Annotated in this window: 19 protein-coding genes; 14 read left to right on the top strand and 5 right to left on the bottom strand. The window is 48.4% G+C overall.

Features of this window, described 5'->3' with window-relative positions; genetic code table 11:
• The first annotated feature begins 67 nt into the window (after positions 1 to 67).
• The 4 genes from AC3WRW_RS08775 to AC3WRW_RS08760 all read left to right on the top strand — a co-directional run bounded on the left by AC3WRW_RS08775 (position 68) and on the right by AC3WRW_RS08760 (position 2,308).
• Positions 68 to 547, top strand: a complete 480-nt coding sequence (locus AC3WRW_RS08775; protein ID WP_492545951.1) for a glutathione peroxidase — start codon at positions 68 to 70, stop codon at positions 545 to 547.
• 257 nt (positions 548 to 804) lie between these two features.
• A complete protein-coding gene (locus AC3WRW_RS08770) occupies positions 805 to 1,161 on the top strand; it encodes a hypothetical protein (RefSeq protein ID WP_492545950.1) in 357 nt (118 codons plus the stop codon).
• 23 nt (positions 1,162 to 1,184) lie between these two features.
• On the top strand, positions 1,185 to 1,865 hold the full coding sequence (locus AC3WRW_RS08765) for a PIG-L deacetylase family protein (protein ID WP_492545949.1): 681 nt from the start codon (positions 1,185 to 1,187) through the stop codon (positions 1,863 to 1,865).
• Between the two features lie 239 nt (positions 1,866 to 2,104).
• The gene (locus tag AC3WRW_RS08760) at positions 2,105 to 2,308 is read left to right on the top strand and encodes a hypothetical protein (protein ID WP_492545948.1); all 204 of its coding nucleotides are present in this window, start codon (positions 2,105 to 2,107) and stop codon (positions 2,306 to 2,308) included.
• 372 nt (positions 2,309 to 2,680) lie between these two features.
• Here the strand turns inward: AC3WRW_RS08760 and AC3WRW_RS08755 are convergent, their stop codons facing one another.
• Both AC3WRW_RS08755 and AC3WRW_RS08750 read right to left on the bottom strand, forming a co-directional pair.
• A complete protein-coding gene (locus AC3WRW_RS08755) occupies positions 2,681 to 4,390 on the bottom strand; it encodes a hypothetical protein (protein WP_492545947.1) in 1,710 nt (569 codons plus the stop codon).
• 11 nt (positions 4,391 to 4,401) lie between these two features.
• Entirely contained in the window at positions 4,402 to 5,703 is a 1,302-nt protein-coding gene (locus AC3WRW_RS08750) for an AAA family ATPase (RefSeq protein WP_492546068.1), read from the bottom strand.
• A 95-nt stretch (positions 5,704 to 5,798) separates the two neighbouring features.
• On the opposite strand from AC3WRW_RS08750, the gene AC3WRW_RS08745 reads away from it, so the two are divergent.
• Positions 5,799 to 6,296 (top strand): metallophosphoesterase family protein, encoded by a 498-nt coding sequence (locus AC3WRW_RS08745; protein WP_492545946.1) that lies wholly within the window; start codon positions 5,799 to 5,801, stop codon positions 6,294 to 6,296.
• A gap of 23 nt (positions 6,297 to 6,319) precedes the next feature.
• On the opposite strand, the gene AC3WRW_RS08740 is transcribed toward AC3WRW_RS08745, so the two are convergent.
• The 3 genes from AC3WRW_RS08740 to AC3WRW_RS08730 all read right to left on the bottom strand — a co-directional run bounded on the left by AC3WRW_RS08740 (position 6,320) and on the right by AC3WRW_RS08730 (position 8,889).
• The gene (locus AC3WRW_RS08740; RefSeq protein ID WP_171681848.1) at positions 6,320 to 6,595 is read right to left on the bottom strand and encodes a MoaD/ThiS family protein; all 276 of its coding nucleotides are present in this window, start codon (positions 6,593 to 6,595) and stop codon (positions 6,320 to 6,322) included.
• A 1-nt stretch (position 6,596) separates the two neighbouring features.
• Positions 6,597 to 7,697, bottom strand: coding sequence for a WD40/YVTN/BNR-like repeat-containing protein (locus AC3WRW_RS08735; protein ID WP_492545945.1), 1,101 nt, complete (start codon positions 7,695 to 7,697; stop codon positions 6,597 to 6,599).
• Between the two features lie 91 nt (positions 7,698 to 7,788).
• A complete protein-coding gene (locus AC3WRW_RS08730) occupies positions 7,789 to 8,889 on the bottom strand; it encodes a glycosyltransferase (RefSeq protein WP_492545944.1) in 1,101 nt (366 codons plus the stop codon).
• A gap of 142 nt (positions 8,890 to 9,031) precedes the next feature.
• On the opposite strand from AC3WRW_RS08730, the gene AC3WRW_RS08725 reads away from it, so the two are divergent.
• From AC3WRW_RS08725 to AC3WRW_RS08685, 9 genes are all read left to right on the top strand, one after another.
• Positions 9,032 to 9,835, top strand: coding sequence for a class I SAM-dependent methyltransferase (locus tag AC3WRW_RS08725; RefSeq protein ID WP_492545943.1), 804 nt, complete (start codon positions 9,032 to 9,034; stop codon positions 9,833 to 9,835).
• Positions 9,832 to 10,527: a glycosyltransferase gene (locus AC3WRW_RS08720; protein WP_492545942.1), complete on the top strand. Its 696-nt coding sequence runs from the start codon at positions 9,832 to 9,834 to the stop codon at positions 10,525 to 10,527. The genes AC3WRW_RS08725 and AC3WRW_RS08720 overlap by 4 nt, the downstream gene beginning before the upstream one ends.
• A gap of 4 nt (positions 10,528 to 10,531) precedes the next feature.
• Complete coding sequence (locus tag AC3WRW_RS08715) at positions 10,532 to 11,617, top strand: glycosyltransferase (protein ID WP_492545941.1); 1,086 nt, start codon at positions 10,532 to 10,534, stop codon at positions 11,615 to 11,617.
• Positions 11,614 to 13,518: a glycosyltransferase gene (locus tag AC3WRW_RS08710; protein WP_492545940.1), complete on the top strand. Its 1,905-nt coding sequence runs from the start codon at positions 11,614 to 11,616 to the stop codon at positions 13,516 to 13,518. The genes AC3WRW_RS08715 and AC3WRW_RS08710 overlap by 4 nt, the downstream gene beginning before the upstream one ends.
• 86 nt (positions 13,519 to 13,604) lie before the next feature.
• Complete coding sequence (locus AC3WRW_RS08705) at positions 13,605 to 13,919, top strand: alpha-helical endospore appendage domain-containing protein (protein WP_492545939.1); 315 nt, start codon at positions 13,605 to 13,607, stop codon at positions 13,917 to 13,919.
• Positions 13,920 to 14,084: 165 nt separating this feature from the next.
• Positions 14,085 to 14,408, top strand: a complete 324-nt coding sequence (locus AC3WRW_RS08700; protein WP_492545938.1) for an alpha-helical endospore appendage domain-containing protein — start codon at positions 14,085 to 14,087, stop codon at positions 14,406 to 14,408.
• 32 nt (positions 14,409 to 14,440) lie between these two features.
• A complete protein-coding gene (locus AC3WRW_RS08695; protein WP_492545937.1) occupies positions 14,441 to 14,806 on the top strand; it encodes an alpha-helical endospore appendage domain-containing protein in 366 nt (121 codons plus the stop codon).
• Positions 14,787 to 15,383, top strand: coding sequence for a hypothetical protein (locus AC3WRW_RS08690; protein WP_492545936.1), 597 nt, complete (start codon positions 14,787 to 14,789; stop codon positions 15,381 to 15,383). Before AC3WRW_RS08695 ends, AC3WRW_RS08690 begins: the two co-directional genes overlap by 20 nt.
• A gap of 197 nt (positions 15,384 to 15,580) precedes the next feature.
• Positions 15,581 to 16,762, top strand: a complete 1,182-nt coding sequence (locus tag AC3WRW_RS08685) for an exosporium glycoprotein BclB-related protein (protein WP_492545935.1) — start codon at positions 15,581 to 15,583, stop codon at positions 16,760 to 16,762.
• The last annotated feature ends 39 nt before the right edge of the window (positions 16,763 to 16,801 follow it).

Raw genomic sequence — 16,801 nt, 5'->3', positions numbered from 1 at the left:
TGGGGCCGCTGGGAAACAATGCTATAATGGGAGAGTACCTATTATACCTATGAAGGAGCCGAACGCTATGTCCATTTACGATATCGAGGTTCAAACGATCAAGGGAGAAACGAAGTCGCTTTCTGAATACAAAGGCAAAGCGTTATTGATTGTAAATACAGCAAGTGCATGCGGACTTACGCCGCATTATAAAGGTTTGCAGAGCTTGTACGAAACGTATCAGGACAAGGGCTTGGTCGTGTTAGGTTTCCCTTGCAATCAATTTGCAGGACAAGAGCCTGGGACCAATGAAGAAATTCAGAGCTTCTGCGAGCTGAATTACAATGTGACCTTCCCTATGTTTGCCAAAGTGGATGTGAAAGGCGAAGATGCGCACCCGTTATTTACATATTTGCTGTCGCATACGCCAGAACCTTATCGCACAGGTGAAATTGAATGGAATTTTGTGAAATTCCTCGTTGATGCAAACGGGAATGTAATCAAACAGTATAGTGCAAGAACAGAGCCTTCAGACATCGGAGCAGATATTGAAGCCGTTTTAGCATAGGATTGATAAAAAAAAGTTGCAATGGAGACAGGCCCCCGCTATAATCAGAATAATCATAAAGGTGAAGGAGTCGAATCAATATGAAGAATACAGCTTGGTTCGTACAATTTCATTATTTTCATAGGCGTTAGCACATACCTGAACATATCAGGGTGGGCTAACGCATTTCGCGTTGGCCTCCCTGCGGGATAGCAATTCGCGCAGGACCATAGGTCCGGCGCGTTTTTTTATCTCGGGAGAAGGGACTAGGTGAAGGTATGGGGAACGCGAATAGATGGGATGAAAGATTAGATGAGGATAGCCAAAATGTCAATGGGCTTAAACAAGCCAGAGTCATTCTGATAGCTGCTAATGATTCAAGGAAGTCAATTCAATTCATTAGTGAACTGGATCAAGTCGGGATTGGCGTCAGGACGGAAGGTGTAAATCCAAAGTCCGGCATACAAATGGCTGCGGATCTCGGTATCCGGTTTGTCGTAGGGATTCATGATGATGAAATGGCTGCGGATCGAGTGAGCTTCATGGATAGGCTGGAGCTGCAAGAGCGGATAATGCCGATGGATCAGGCGATCTATCTCATTGAGAAAGTATATCCGCCGGCAGATTTTACATAATAGAAAATGGAGTGAGACGATAAATGGGAACTCGCTATGGATTTATATATGCGCATCCGGATGATGAGACTTTCTTGAGCGGATGTCTAATTCGCCAGTTTGCCGATGAAGGCAGCAGCCCTGTCCTGCTTCTTGCGACACGCGGCGATGCCGGACGGCAAGGCTTGGAAAGAGCGGCAGACAAGTCGGAGCTGGCCAGACTGCGGGAGGAAGAAATGAAGGCTGCCGCCGGAGTGCTTGGCATTTCACATGTCGAGCATTTAGGCTATCCGGACGGTCATCTCACTGTGATAGATTTTGATTTCCTTGTTTCAGGTGTTGTCTCGTTTATTCAGCGTTACGAACTGGAGAACGTGTTCAGTTTCGCAGAGGATGGAGGGAACGGTCATCCAGATCATGTGACGATCTCCAAAGCGACAACGGCGGCCGTGCTTAGCGGACAATGTCCAAGTGTTCGCAGACTTTATTATGCCGCATCAGGAACCTTACGTGATCAAGGCCGTGAGCCTTCCATCGTAGTGGACACCGAAAGAGGCTGGCCCGTCAAAGCAGCGGCATTGAAAGCTCATGCTACGCAGCATGTCGCGATCGCCAAATATTTTGGCGATCTTGCCGTCTTTCCCGAGGCGCGCAGGTGGGAAGCTTTTGTGCTCGGCTGGGAAGACGGCGTGATGTGGCCGGAGAAAGCAGCTGAGATAAAGTGAAGAGGATCGGACTGATAAAAGCTTAATGAAGCTATTTATCATGCAGGCTCAAAATAGAAGAGGCATCGTTGCCTGCGTGGAACGTCCGGGCGAACTGAAGCCGGGGGATCTCATCGAGATTCATCATTGATTTCACGGGATTGTCGGCTAACCTACCCCCATAAGATCAGTCACGCTTTCGAATGCTGTTTCTAAATAGAAATAGCCTGAAAAGGTTCGGTTACGGAAGGTGTGGAGAGATGTCGCTATGCAACTGTGAAACGTGCGGATCCGTATTTATTTCAAACTACGGGAAGCGCTGTAAACCGTGTTCTCAGCAGCACTTGATCGAGACGCACAGAGTGAAGGACTTCGTCAGGCAGCATCCCCGCGCCACGATCATTGAGGTGTATCATCAAACGGGAGTGTCGCTTAAGACGATTAAGGATTTGATGCAGGTTTGAGATTTTCGAATAAGGATGAGGACTCCGAGAGGGGTCCTTATTTTAATTTACCGAATTTCGTTGTTTACCGGGGAACTATAAGCCACTATTTCGCCAAAAAGATCCGTTAGGGCGAGGGAGAGGGAACTAGGGGCCGCTATTTCGCCATTTTGACACCTATTTGAACGATGGAGGTTAAATAAGACCCTGCAGCTTCCCTTTGATCCACGAATTTCGGCAATATGCTTAAATAAGGGAATGGAGTTCCCTCTCCTATTTCGTTGGGGGCTTTGTCCTTGCTAATGGACAGAGAGGCCGTTATTCGATGGAAGTGAAATAGATAAACCCCCTCGAGCCGTGACAACGGCGAGCAGGGGGTTTCTGTGTTGAGCGTCACCGCTTCGCAAACACATCAAGCAAAAGCTCATCCTTGACGGGATCCTGCATATCCCAGGCTGTCGCAAAGCGCACCTGATGCGAGACGCCGACAATTTCGTATTTCTGCACGAGATGCTGGCGGGCCGAGCCGATGATTAGGGAATGCAGCCGCAGCTGCTTCTTCTGGCCAAGTGTTGTGAGCTTCTGCAGAGTTCCTTTGGAGATTTGGCCGACTCCGTCGGTGACCATGACGAAATCTGCATCGTGAAACTTTGGCTCATGCTGAACGATGTCCATCCCTCGGCCCAGCGGGGCGTCGAAGTTCGTGCCGCCGCCGAACGCGAGCTGCGCGAGGCCGTAGAAGCGATCCCAGTCCGGGCGCTTATAGGACAAGATGTGCTCGACGAGCTCGCCCTTTGCGCCGAAAAGGAGCAGCACGAAATCCCGCCGCTCAAGAAGGGCAAAGGATGCGAACGTTGCGGTAAACAGCTGGGCAAGCCGCAGCTTGCTGCCGCGCATGGAGTGGGATGTGTCGAGCATGCAGATCACGGGACCTTTTTGCGGCTCGGGAGAGGAGCCGGTGTAGTTGTAAGTCATGAGCTTATTTTCCATCCATTTGACCAGAAAATAAGGCTCGAAGTCTTCATCCGCGAGCAGACTGGCTTCGCTGGGAAGCAAGTGGGCTATGTCGCCGGAGTAGCGCAAATCATCGTAGGCTTCCGGCACATAAGGCGAGCGCTGCTTTTTCCGCTGAACCCGCAGATGATGAATGTTGCGGCCCACCTCCTGCAGGAATGCGACCAAATCCTTGCTGCGCTTCAGTTTCTCGATCCACTGCATATAATGCTCGAACGTCTGCCTGCGCAGCTTCCCCAGCTCGCTGCCCCAGCGCCGGTTCGCGAGCCGCTGACTCGCCTGCACGAGCTCGTGTACATTAAAGCTGTCCGTCTCTTCGAGGGACAGCGTCTCCTTCAAAGAGCGGCCAAGCCAGTCGCCCAGCTCGGCCTCAAGCTCCTGCATCGCGGCAAGATCGCGCGCGCTCATGCGGTCCAGCTGCCGCTTCCGGCGTTCGAGTTCCTCTTCCGCCTTGCGCAGCTTGGCTTTCAGCTTGTCGCGTTTCATGAACTCCGTACGCATCTCGCGCTGCAGTTCCACGATACGCTCTTTCAGCGCGCGTATCTCTTCAGCGACCAGCGGCCGCGAATCGGCGGCCTCCTGCTTATCCTCAACTGAACGCTTTCCTTGCTGCAGGGTGTAGCCAACGAGCCGCAGCTTCTCAATTTGCTTATCTGTGAGCCTTTCGCTGACGCTTTTGTCTTCTTGGCCGCTCATTTGCTGCTTTTTCTCCAGACCAACGCCAATTTGCTGCTGTTCTTTTTGCCTTTTTTTCACTTCTTTCTCGTAGGACTCGGTCAGCCACATCAGCGCTTTGAGCGCTGTTTTGAAGGAAGCGTTCACTTGCCCGATCGTCCGCGGATGAATGGAGACATAGAAGTATTGCTTGGTCAAGGTCAGCACCATCCAACGATGAAAGGGCGTTTCTTCGGAAGCAGCGTCCATCTCGGGTTTCGTCAAATAAAAGCACATGAAGAAATCGGCAAACATTTCAATGGAAAACCATGGCGCCTGCCGCACCGCTTCCCGCATCCACTCCTGTGCGACGCGCGAAGAATGGACATAGCCCTCAAATACATAGCGGTCAACCCGTGTGCACCGTATGATCATAAGATAACCTCTTAGAGTGTGTAGTCGTATACAATGCCCGGCACTTCACGGTCGAACAATGTGCGGTATAAGCCTTGTATGGATTGTAAAATACGCTCGCCCTGAATGCGAAGGTGAGTAAATTTAACGGCATACTGCTCAGGGTGCTGCAGAAAAATCGACTGCGAGGCGACCCATTCCGGCAGCTTCTTTTCTTTCTCCTGCCAGGAGACGAGTCTCCCGCGCAAACTGCGTGCGGTTTCCTCAAGTTCTATCCGGCAATCTTCCAAGTTTCCTTTTAGACGCTCAGCGGCGTCTTTGGTTAAGGAGCCGCCGATTTCTTTCTTAAATTGGAAGGCGTGAAGCTCATCTTCCTTGTCCAGCCACTTTTTAACCGTCAAGTTGTACTGCTGTAGTGGGAGCTCTTGTTCCATCTCACGTTTTAGCATATCCTGAAATAAGGTATCGAAGATCGCTTTGACTTCCGGCAAATCTTCGGGGAAGTCCCAGAGCATGTGCGGGGTGAGGACGGTATCCCAAACGCCGGCTGCACTGCGCCCGTGAATGGCGGCCGATATTTTCCAAGTGTGTCCGATTTTGTTCCAACGGCGGTCCGAAATCACATATTCTTTCTCTTGGAGGGCTGTTTTCAACTGGAAGAGCATGTAAATTAAAGCGTCCGGCAATTGTACATCCATAGCCTGTGATCTCAATTGCTTTATGAGTTCTGTGGAAAGCAGGTTAGGAAGCGGCGTGTTCGGAGCCTGAAACATCAGCTCAAAGCTGGAAATTTGTTTGACATATTCGACTTCAAACCGGAACAGAAAGCGGTCGTAAAGCGCAGCAAGCTGTTCGTTATCCTCCGGCAGTTCATTGGATGCCGCCATTAGGAATAATAGAGGGGAAGGCTGCTTCACACGTCCGTTGAAGAAAACACGCTCATTTAATATCGACAGAAGCGAGTTAAGAATGGCGCTGTTCGCTTTGAATATTTCATCAAGAAAGGCGAAACGGGCGCTTGGCAAGTAGCCTTCCGTGAGGCGGCTGTACTCGTCTTGTTTTAATTTTTGCAAGGAGACAGGTCCAAACAGCTCGTCCGGCGTCGTGAAGCGAGTCAATAAATAGTCGTAATAGGGCTCGTTGCCAAATAAATCTGCAGCAGCGCGTGCCAGCTGTGATTTCGCTGAACCGGGAGGTCCGACCAGAAGGACATGTTCGCCGCTCATAATAGCCAGGAGCAGTACTCGAATCAGCTCTTCCCGCTCCATGAACCTTTTTTCGAGATGCCCCATAGCTTCTCTTAATTTATTCTGTATGACGATGGGCTCTTTCATCATGGTTGTCCCCCTTGGCGTAAACTTCAGCTATATTGTATCAAACTGCACGGCAAACATCGAATTTGTGGTATGAACAGAAAGGAGAGATTCTCATGCGAATTGGCGTCATTTCAGATACGCATTTATCCGCAAGCGCAAAAAAGCTGCCCCATGCATTGGTTGACGGCTTGCAAGGTGTCGAGCTTATTCTTCACGCGGGAGATTGGGTGAGTGAGCATGTGGTCGAACTCGTTGAACAAATTGCTCCTTGTGAAGCCGTAGCCGGGAATAATGACGGTCATGAAATCATCGAGCGGTTTGGCTTGAAAAAAATCGTGACTATCGGCAAGTTTCGGATCGGCCTTATCCATGGAGACGGCTACCGCAAGACGACAGAGGAAAGAGCCCGGGAAGCGTTCCGGGATGAACAGCCGGATATCGTCATTTTCGGGCATTCTCATATCCCTTTTCACGAAACCATACAGGGGATGCTTATGTTTAACCCGGGCTCGCCGACGGATAAAAGAAGGCAGCCGCGGTACTCGTACGGGATTGTCGAATTAGGAGACAGCATTCGGGCTGAGCATTATTTTTATGACAGTAAAGTCTAGAGGAATGAAGCGTCGGCCCTGTTTTAACCGCCAGAGACAGCTTGAAATACGGTAAGACGGTCACCGGCCTGCAGCGGAATTTCCAAATCGTCCAGCCATGCGATATTCGTATCATTATAATAAAGCAGGACATGCTTCCGGACTTGTCCTGTTTCCGTCCAGAGGTGTACACGCAGCAGAGGATAGCTGAGCAGCAGTTGATTCAGCGCCTCTTGCAGCGTAAGCGCCTCCAGTTCAAACTTGACGCGGCCGCCCGTGCAATCGCGCAATAAGGAAGGAATGGTGACGGCAATGCGCATACTAATCCTCCCCAATAAGCGTCTTGACGGTTAGGATGCGTGAAAATTGGCCGGGCAGCCGCTCCCAGTTTTCCCCGCGGTCCAGGGAACAGTACACTTCGCCGGAAGTGGTTCCAAAATAGAGACCATAGGGTTCCAAATGGTCAACGGTCATGGCGTCGCGCAGCACACTGACATGGCGTTCTTCCTCCGGCAGCACATCGCCGATCGGCTTCCAGCGTTGTTCGCCGGCTGCCATGCGGTAGACCAGCAGCTTGCCGTCCCGCATCGAGCGCTGTTCGCTGCTCTCTAAAGGAATCAAGAACAAATCGCCTGTTGGCGCTACGGCAATCGGGAAGCCGAAGGGCATGTCGCCTTCGTGAAGTGTCAGACCTTCTTCGATCGGATGCCAGCTGTCACCGCCGTCGATCGATTGAAACACGCCGCTATGCTCCTGCATATAGAGAATATCGGAGTTTGCCGGATCGAGCACGATTTTGTGTACGCAGTAGCCGACCCGTTCATCCGGTTGTCCAGTCGGTACACGGTTCAAGCCGTTATTGCAGGGGCTCCAGCTTAAACCGCCGTCCAGCGTGCGGAACACGCCAACCGCGGAAATGCCGACCCACATTCGTTTGGCGTTCCGGGGATCAACGAGTATCGTATGCAAGCACATGCCGCCCGCTCCGGGGAACCACTCCGGCCGGGTGGGGTGCTTGGTTAGTGCATCCAGCTCCTTCCAGGAACGACCGTTGTCGCGGCTTACGAAAATGCCGGCTTCTTCGACACCGGCGAAGAGGGTATCGGGTTCTGCTGCATGGCCTTGTACGATCTGCCAAATACGGTTTAAATTGAAACCGCTTTCAGTGTCGTATGCCGGGCCTACCCGGATTTGCTCCCATGTTTCACCGCCATTATCAGACATACGAAGCGTAGCGCCATAGGCAGCATGCGAGGTACCGGCATACAGCCGGTTGCCGTTGCGCGTATCTCCAAGCACACTGTAGGCTTCCCACCCGGGTAAAAAGGGTCCCTTCAAGGACCAATGTCGTCTTTCCATCGTAGAAGAATAAATAAAAACGCCTTTGTTGGTCCCCACAAGCAGTTGAATGCGCTTAGCCATTGCTTTCCTCCTTCGTACTTATTTATAGCCTACATTCGACGAATGTAAATAAATTCCTGCTCCTTCCTTTACACATCGAACAAGTAAGACATTATTTATTGTTTTCTTGAAGCCTGAGAAGCGCATCCTTGGCAATTGAATAGGTGGGGGAAAGTTCAAAAGCTTTCTCGTAGGCGTTTATTGCCGCCTGGTTATTTCCTGTTTTTTCCCAGCATAGACCTAAATAATACCAGGCATGAAAGCTGCCTGTACCGCGCAAGGTCAGATGAAGTCCTGTCATCTCCCCCAGTTCCAAGCAGTGTTTAAATACGTCTACAGCCGCAGCGTACCACCCTTTCACATAACAGATGACGCCTTTATAAAAATGAAGATCGACATAATCCGGATACAGCGCAATGGCTTTATCGATACCGGGCCAAGCGCCGTCAATGCTGCCTGTGTTGAAGAGGATCGCATATTTCAGTTTATACAACATAGACGGAGGCATTTTGCCGCCTTGTATGAATCGGACAATAGATAAATTTACATACTCAAAAGCTTTCTCATACTCCCGGATTCGATAGTACTCACTCGCAATATGATACTCAATCCATGGGTTGGAGGAAGAGGACGGCGATTTCGCTTCTTGCTGCAACAAGGTCATGTTGCGTGTATATTTGTTTTTTTGAGTCGTAATTGGCTCCATATACCCACGGTGAAATAATTTAAGCGGAATAGCTCCCATGACTTCGGTATGATCACGATCAGAAAAAACATCGTCGATATTCAGTGTTTCATGAATGGCATATTTGAACTGCAGTCCGATGTGGTTGCGGAAAAAACGGGGATGAGCTATATGAAATGCTTCGTCTTCATTTGGCGAATCCCCAATATAATTAACTAAATGAAGGGAGAGTATGGAAGCCTGTGTCTCCATGAGCGCCTTATGCAAATCGAAATCACCGAGAGGCGACAGTTCCTCGTCAGCATCCAGATACAGGATCCAATCTGATTTGGCATGTGTGAGTCCATAGTTTCTGGCATCGGCAAAATGATTGTTCCATTCGAAGGAAAGCACTTCAGCCCCCATGGAGCGGGCAATCTGCACGGTCTTGTCGGTTGAACCGGTGTCTACGACGATCATTTCATCGATCCAATCTTTGACACTGAGCAAACAGGTTTGGATCATTGCTTCTTCGTTCTTCACAATCATACAAAGTGAAACAGTTGGGCGTTTCATCAAGGGCACCTCCGGTTTTGACGGCTTATGGCCATAAATATGCGGCTGCATACAAATAAATGAAAGAAGGGATGATCGCGTGCAGTCATGCCCACTTTGTAAAGTCAATGAAAGCATGATTTTTCATTCGTATGCTACTTTCACACTGATGATGTGTCAGTCCTGTCAGCTTATTTATCAAGAGCAGGTCGACAAAGTACAGCAAGAGCAGTTAATTAAGGATATTTATGATAGCAACTGGGTGGCGATGAGGGATTTATATGCAGTGAATACACTGAGAGAGCATGCTGCTTTCAGCGTTATGCTGCTGGATATGTTTTTTCGTAAAAAAGGGAAGCTGCTTGAAATTGGTTCCGGGACCGGCGAGTTTCTATGGTTGGCTCGGGAAGCGGGTTGGCAAGCGCAGGGACTCGAGCCGTCAGCTGTTGCTTGCGAATACGCGAACGATCGTTATGGTCTGAATCTCAGAAACGAGCTTTGGGGATTGAATCTTTTTGAGGAGGATGAAAAGTTCGACGCAATCGTCTTTTGGCATGTTTTAGAGCACATTCCATCTCCGGTTTCTTTTCTGGAGCAGGTCAGTGCTGTTCTAGCGCCGGGAGGCAGAATATTGTTCAGCTTGCCCAATCAGCATTCGCTTACAAATGCATTGCAAGGAGCTTCATCGCCTCTATTTACAGAAGAGGACCATTTGTTTCATTATGCTAAGAAACATATTGAGCTTCTGATGTCTTTAAGTCATTTTGAAATTATCTCTATTTTTTCCAGAGAGGAGCCGGCACGGCTCGAAAATGATTTGCGGATCCATCCTGGGGCACTTCCATCGCTGTCGGAAAAGGAGAAAATAAAGATGATGATCGGGCTTCAGGCCGGCTGGAACGGACATGAAATTTTTTGCGTAGCGGGGCGCTCGATATGAGTAAATTAACGCTCTCGATGGTTGTCAAAAATGAAGGCGGGCGCTACTTGCGAAATGCGTTATTGCAACATCGCGACTGGATTGACGAGGCGGTTATTATTGATGACGGAAGTACGGATGACACCTCTGACATCTGTCAAGAGCTGCTGTCCGGCATCCCGCTGCAGCTGATTCGTAATCCGGAGTCTCGTTTTGCCAATGAGGTACTGCTGCGCAAGCAGCAATGGGAAGCGACAGTGCGTACCAACCCTGAATGGATATTGAATTTGGATGGGGATGAACTGTTTGAAGATCAGTTTGCGAATCAAGTGGGCGGATTGCTAGAGGGCTGCGAGCAGGATGCGATCTATTTTCGGCTGTACGATATGTGGAGCGAAACCAGCTACCGGGAGGATGCCTATTGGAGTGCCCATCATGTATACCGCCCTTTCCTGATCAGGTATAAGCCGCATTTTCCTTATCTCTGGAGAGAGACGCCTCAGCACTGCGGCCGATTTCCGGCGACAATCAGCTATTTCTCTTATCTGTGCCACCCTGCCCGAATCAAGCATTATGGCTGGGCTAAGCCGGAAGACAGGAAAGAGAAATATGAGCGCTATATGCGGCTGGATCCGAATGCCCAGTATGGATGGAAAGAGCAGTATGATTCTATTCTAGATGAACATCCGAACCTCGTACTTTGGGAGGAATAGCCCATTGATAACGATAAGTTTATGTATGATTGTCAAAAATGAAGAGCAGTCGCTTCACCGCTGTCTGCACTCGGTTAGAGGTATAGCGGATGAAATTATCATCGTAGACACAGGCTCTACGGATCGGACCAAGGAGATAGCTTCCTCTTTTACAGAGCTTATTTACGATATGCCTTGGAAAGATCATTTTGCTGACGCTAGAAATTTTGCTTTTTCTAAAGCGAACATGGACTATATCTTATGGCTGGATGCGGACGATGAGCTTGAGGAAGAGGACCGGCGGAAATTCGCAGCGCTGAAAGCCTCCATCGACCCGTCGGCCGACAGCGTGATGATGCCGTATCACTTAGCCTTTGATGCGGATAACAAGGTAATATCAAGTCTGAAACGTAACCGTCTGGTCCGGCGAGCCTGCGGTTTTCGCTGGGAAGGTCCCGTTCACGAAGTGCTGATCGTCAGCGGGCACGTCATTCAGTCGGACATTGCCATAACACACAAGAAAGATAAGCAGTATACCGACCGTAATTTGCGCATTTATCAGCAGCGCGAGTCCGAGGATGAAGTGTTTTCCCCGCGAGACTTGTACTATTACGCAAACGAGCTTAATGATCATGGCTTAGATGAAAAAGCTGTCACGTATTATGAGCGTTTCCTGGCCACGAAAAAGGGGTGGCGCGAAGATTGTTTTGCCGCTTGCCTGAAGATGGGGGATTGTTACGGTAAACTGGCCAACCGCCAGATGCAGCTGAAAGCTTGGTTTAGAACTTTGCTGTATGGGAAGCCGAGGGCGGAGATGTGCTGCCGGGTGGGCAGTTATTTTATGGAGGACAACCGGCTCGAGCTGGCGATCTATTGGTTTCAAAAAGCTACTACGCTAGGCGAACCCGCCGATTATGCCGGAATGGTTGATCATGCGGCTTGGACGTGGATGCCGCACCTGCAGCTCTGTCTATGCTACGACCGAACGGGACAGAAGCAAAAAGCGGAGCTGCATAATGAGATTGCATTCGTCTACAACCCTGCACATCCCGGTATTTTGCATAACAAAGCTTACTTTGCCAATCTTCGCCGGGAGGAGAAGACACCTTGAGTCGGAAAAAACGCATATTAATCGGAAGTCCCATTCGCCAAAGTCCAGAAATACTCGCTCCTTTCCTCACCTCTCTGGCAGAGCTTGAACGAACAAACATCGTTGTAAGCTATTTATTCGTCGATGATAACGCAGAAGAATCTTCACAGCAATTGCTTCGTCAATTCCAATCGCAACACGGCAGAACGGATATCTATATGGAGGAGAAATTTCCTGAAACGTATGAGAAGGATGAGTTCACTCACTACTGGCCGGAAGAGACGATTTGGAAAGTAGCCAGGATGAAGGACGCTATTCTTGCTTATGCCTTGGAACGCAAATTTGATTATGTATTTCTGATCGATTCGGATCTCATCTTACACCCGCATACATTAGAACAGCTTGTTTCGGCCAATAAAGAAATCATCTCCAATATTTTTTGGACGAAATGGCAGCCGGATACGATGGAAATGCCGCAAGTTTGGCTTAGAGATCAGTATACGTTGTATCACAAAGACAGGAAGGAATCGCTATCCGACGAGGAGTCGGCTGAGCGGACTTGGCAGTTTCTCGGCCAGTTAAGAGTACCGGGTATTTATGAAGTTGGCGGACTTGGCGCGTGTACCTTAATCAGCCGCAAAGCCATGAAAGCCGGCGTTCGGTTTGCCGAAATTCCTAATTTGTCCTTTTGGGGAGAAGACCGGCACTTCTGCATACGCGCGCGAGCCATGGGCTTTGCCCTCTATGTGGACACTCACTATCCGGCTTATCATATTTATCGCAAGTCAGAACTGGCCGGTATTGATGCCTATAAGCAAAGCTGCAAAGGGGTACAACCGGCAGACCGCAAAATAACAATCAGCTTGTGCCTCATCGTTAAAAATGAGGAGAACGCGCTGCCTCTGTGTCTTCATTCCGTTCGCGGCATCCCGGATGAAATCATTATTGTCGATACAGGCTCTACGGACAGGACCAAGGAAATTGCTTCCAAATACACGGATCAAATTTATGATTTCGTTTGGGTGGACGATTTTGCTGCAGCCAGAAACTTTGCTTTTTCTAAAGCTACACAGCAATACATCTTATGGTTGGATGCCGATGATACGCTGACAGAGAAAGATCGCCTGCTGTTTCTGGATTTGATTCGGACAATGGAACCGCCCGTTGACCGCGTGACGATGAGCTATCATCTCAGTTTTGATGAGAATCAAAATGTAACCTATAGTCTGCGCAGGAATCGGCTTGTGCGCCGAGCGTGCCAATTTCAATGGATTGGCGCTGTGCATGAATATTTAGCGGCAAGCGGAAGTGTGTTCGACAGCGAAATTGCGGTCACACATCGCAAAGATAAAGTTCACACAGACCGTAATTTGCAAATCTACCGGAACATGTTGGCTAGAGGGGAAGGTTTAAGCTTACGGGATCAATTATATTATGCGAATGAATGCAGAGAACATGGTTTTCATCAGGAAGCAGCTATATATTATGAAACGTTTCTTCAAACTCCGGAGGGCTGGGAGGAAGATAAAATTACCGCTGCGCTTCACCTGGCAACCTGCTACAGTTATTTAGGTCAGAGAGACGAGCAGCTCTTGGCGATATTCAGGGCATTTGAATACGATATGCCCCGGGCAGACTGCTGCTGCCGGATCGGATCTGTTTTTCTCGAAGAACAAGATTATCATCAAGCGATCTATTGGTATGAGTCCGCAACACAGTGTCCGAAGCCAAAGGAGTTTATGGGCTTTATGGATCATTCATCATGGACGTGGCTGCCGCATGTGCAGTTATGTTTATGCTACGACCGGATCGGGAGGCAGGATAAGGCTAAATTCCACCATGATATTTCCTATTCCTATAATTCCAAACACCCATCAATCCTCCATAATCAACGGTATTTTGAACAAATTGGCAGCAAATAAGTTGGAAATAACGGTTCGATAAAACAAGTTATCGCGCATATATATGACTGACTTAAACTTCTCAAGTACGAATGGAGGAATGTAAAATGTCACAAGCCAATATACCTAATATTACCCCGCTCATATCGCTTACCTTAGGTGGGACGGTCAATTTATTGTTGGCCTCCATCGCATTGGAAGAGCTTGCGTTAGCGCATATCGTCAACGCGGAAGCAGAAAAAATTCAATTTGTACTTGGCACTTTGTTTCCGTCGGTTACGCCGCCAACGACGAACATTTCGAATCTTTTGCTAATCAATGACAGTGTAAGGAAAACGTTGCAAGACGTGATTAAGAAAGAAATGCTGCTGCAGTTTAAAATGGAAAATATTTTGGATAACTTCCCGAATGAAATTGTGTAAATGATTACGGCTGGTTTAAAAAAGCCCTTTTGGGCTTTTTTTGTTTTATTTTTCCAAAAACAGGTTGAAAAAATCATGAAAACAGACAACCATCATATACTAGATTGAAGGTACGGATACATGCCTTAAAGTTTAATAAATTCTACGATACAGGAGTTGAAAGACATGTCCATGCCTAATATTCCTGACATTAAACCGGAGATTATTCTCAAACGGAAAGAAGTTATTAATTTACTGCTGACCTCGATCGCACTTGAGGAGATCGGGCTTTCTCACATCATTAACGCCGAAGCGGAGAAACTGCAGCACGTTCTCAAAGACCGCTGCCTAACGATTAATGAAGCACTGCTTATTAATTCGAGCGTGGATCGAATGATGAGAAATATCATTAGCAATCAGATGCTGCTTACCTTTAAATTATCCGATATCGTGAAACTTGAAGAAAAAAACGAGCTCGCCGAGTATATCATAGATGAATGTGAAGAATAGAGCTTAGTTTCAGGCGAAAGGGGAGTAGGTCGTTGAAACCGTTCGAGCAAGTGCCTTCCTACACATCTGCGATCGCTCATCTGCTGCAGTCTCTCGCTTCCGAAGAGGAATCACTTGCTAAATTAATGAGAACAGAGGCGGATAAAACATCATCCTTTGTGGGAAAAAATCTCGATTTCCCCACGGCACCTACCACGCAGGAGATTCTTATTTATAATCATAGTGTCATTCAATTTCTAGATTCCATGGTGATGACGCAGTGGTTAATGTTAAAAAAACTTCATGCTATCTCGCATATGCAGTTCGTTGAAACAAAATTGTCAACGCCGCATGAAGAAGTGGAGGCAGAAAATATTATGGAACTGGAAAACTTGGAGTATGAGCATTTCGACTACTGAACAAGCCGTAAACCGTTGTGCGGCAGCAGTCCCTCAGTTAAGCTTATCGGTATTTCACCTTATAGAAGCCTTGTTGTATCGCATGAAAGGCGAAGCGGATGAAGTTAGAAACGATCTGTCATTTCAAATTTGCGCTTTGTTCACCTCCTTATTAAATTTACATGCAGCTGGGCAGCGTAAACACCAAAATCTTTCCTATATTGAAAAAAATGAAATGGCGCCGATGCCATCCTCTGACATTCATGAAACCGTGCTGAGAATGATTGCGCTGCTCGAGCAATCCGATCTTTCGTCAAAAATGGCATGTATAGAAAGACTGGTCCATCTGAAGGACTATTATCTGAATAAACCGAACGTGAGCCATCCGAGTATGAGTCATCCGAACATGACTACTCCGATACCGGATGAAACTGAGCTTTTCGAGTACGTTGAACCGGACAATGTTTTGGATGACCAATCCCGTGCATTTAGCCCTCTGCCTGTAGAGGAGACCCGCCTTAGACAAGCCAATCAGTCAGCCTCGCCTCCGCTAATGTTTACCCGGCGTGAAAGAAAGCGAACTTCTAGGCGATCTTAAGTAAAATAAGCCAATTAATCAATGGTATAAAGGTGAAAAGGTAAAAAGGCTGCCCTTCTGTCGTGGTAATGACTGAGGGGACGGCTTTTTTTGGATTTCGCGGATATACACCCCAATTTCCAAAATATAGGTATTGCTGCCATCACACTTCCAATCCGATGAGAATATTCTGTAACTATCGAAAGGAGGTTGAGATAATGTCACAAGCTAATATACCTAATATATCACCGAATATTTCAGTGACGCGTGATCAAGCTATTAACTTATTGCTTTCATCGATTGCCATGGAAGAACTCGGATTAAGCCACATTCTCAATGCGGAAGGGGAAAAGCTCCAATATGTTCTGGGAACATTGCCGGGCTTAACGGGACCGCCTGCAACGATTAGCGACCTTTTGTTAATCAATGACAGCGTAAAAAGTACGATTAACACGGTAGCGAAGAAAGAATTCCTTCTGCAAACTAAGCTGGAAAGTATTCTTGAGACTCCAATTTCTGTGGGTCCTCCAGGACCTACGGGTCCAACCGGTCCAACAGGTGGACCAGCAGTCGGACCGACAGGAGCAACGGGTACGACAGGTGATCCAGGAGCAACCGGAGCAACGGGTGCAGCAGGAGCAACCGGGGCAGTAGGAGCAGCAGGAGCAACTGGGGCAACTGGCGATCCAGGAGCAACCGGGGCAACGGGTGCAGCAGGAGCAACCGGGGCAACAGGTGCAGCGGGAGCAACAGGTGCAACGGGCGATCCAGGTGCAGTCGGAGCAACGGGTGCAGCAGGAGCAACCGGAGCAACGGGCGCAGCAGGAGCAACCGGAGCAACAGGTACAGCAGGGGCCACAGGAACTACAGGGTTGAATGGTTCTGGTCCGATTATTCCTTATTCTTCAGGTCTTCCAGTTACATTGACCACGATTGCTGGTGGGTTAGTGGGAACTGTCAGTATGGTTGGTTTTGGAAGCTCTGCAACTGGCGTCTCGATTTTGGGCGGGGTTATTGATCTTACAGGAGCAAGCGGTACCTTACTAAACTTTGCATTTTCGATGCCAAGAACAGGAACCATCACTTCCATTGCTGCATATTTCAGCACAACGCTTGCTTTATCATTAATCGGTACCACGGTAACAATAACAGCTCAATTATATAGTTCTACGACACCGAATAACTCGTTCACAGCCGTACCGGGAGCTGTAGTCACTCTTTCACCGGCTTTAACGGGCACCCTCTCGCTAGGGACCATTAGTTCCGGTATCATAACTGGATTATCGATTCCGGTAACAGCTCAAACAAGGTTATTGCTTGTTTATTCCAGTACGGCAACCGGACTTACTCTCGTGACTTCAGTTGAGGGATACGCAAGTGCGGGTGTGTCGATGGTTTAGAAATAAGATCCAGTTATACGATGAAGGGGTTGACTTGTG

It is taken from the genome of Paenibacillus sp. FW126-R14, from assembly GCF_058789495.1.
The sequence above is the reverse complement of the archived record's forward strand: the minus strand, read 5'-3'. Positions and strand labels throughout refer to the sequence as shown.

Excerpts from the sequence above, each read along its gene's own strand:
- AC3WRW_RS08775 (WP_492545951.1), top strand. The coding sequence starts at position 68 with ATGTCCATTTACGATATCGAGGTTCAAACGATCAAGGGAGAAACGAAG.
- AC3WRW_RS08770 (WP_492545950.1), top strand. The coding sequence starts at position 805 with ATGGGGAACGCGAATAGATGGGATGAAAGATTAGATGAGGATAGCCAA.
- AC3WRW_RS08765 (WP_492545949.1), top strand. The coding sequence starts at position 1,185 with ATGGGAACTCGCTATGGATTTATATATGCGCATCCGGATGATGAGACT.
- AC3WRW_RS08760 (WP_492545948.1), top strand. The coding sequence starts at position 2,105 with ATGTCGCTATGCAACTGTGAAACGTGCGGATCCGTATTTATTTCAAAC.
- AC3WRW_RS08755 (WP_492545947.1), bottom strand. The coding sequence starts at position 4,390 with ATGATCATACGGTGCACACGGGTTGACCGCTATGTATTTGAGGGCTAT.
- AC3WRW_RS08750 (WP_492546068.1), bottom strand. The coding sequence starts at position 5,703 with ATGAAAGAGCCCATCGTCATACAGAATAAATTAAGAGAAGCTATGGGG.
- AC3WRW_RS08745 (WP_492545946.1), top strand. The coding sequence starts at position 5,799 with ATGCGAATTGGCGTCATTTCAGATACGCATTTATCCGCAAGCGCAAAA.
- AC3WRW_RS08740 (WP_171681848.1), bottom strand. The coding sequence starts at position 6,595 with ATGCGCATTGCCGTCACCATTCCTTCCTTATTGCGCGATTGCACGGGC.
- AC3WRW_RS08735 (WP_492545945.1), bottom strand. The coding sequence starts at position 7,697 with ATGGCTAAGCGCATTCAACTGCTTGTGGGGACCAACAAAGGCGTTTTT.
- AC3WRW_RS08730 (WP_492545944.1), bottom strand. The coding sequence starts at position 8,889 with ATGATTGTGAAGAACGAAGAAGCAATGATCCAAACCTGTTTGCTCAGT.
- AC3WRW_RS08725 (WP_492545943.1), top strand. The coding sequence starts at position 9,032 with ATGATTTTTCATTCGTATGCTACTTTCACACTGATGATGTGTCAGTCC.
- AC3WRW_RS08720 (WP_492545942.1), top strand. The coding sequence starts at position 9,832 with ATGAGTAAATTAACGCTCTCGATGGTTGTCAAAAATGAAGGCGGGCGC.
- AC3WRW_RS08705 (WP_492545939.1), top strand. The coding sequence starts at position 13,605 with ATGTCACAAGCCAATATACCTAATATTACCCCGCTCATATCGCTTACC.
- AC3WRW_RS08700 (WP_492545938.1), top strand. The coding sequence starts at position 14,085 with ATGTCCATGCCTAATATTCCTGACATTAAACCGGAGATTATTCTCAAA.
- AC3WRW_RS08690 (WP_492545936.1), top strand. The coding sequence starts at position 14,787 with ATGAGCATTTCGACTACTGAACAAGCCGTAAACCGTTGTGCGGCAGCA.
- AC3WRW_RS08685 (WP_492545935.1), top strand. The coding sequence starts at position 15,581 with ATGTCACAAGCTAATATACCTAATATATCACCGAATATTTCAGTGACG.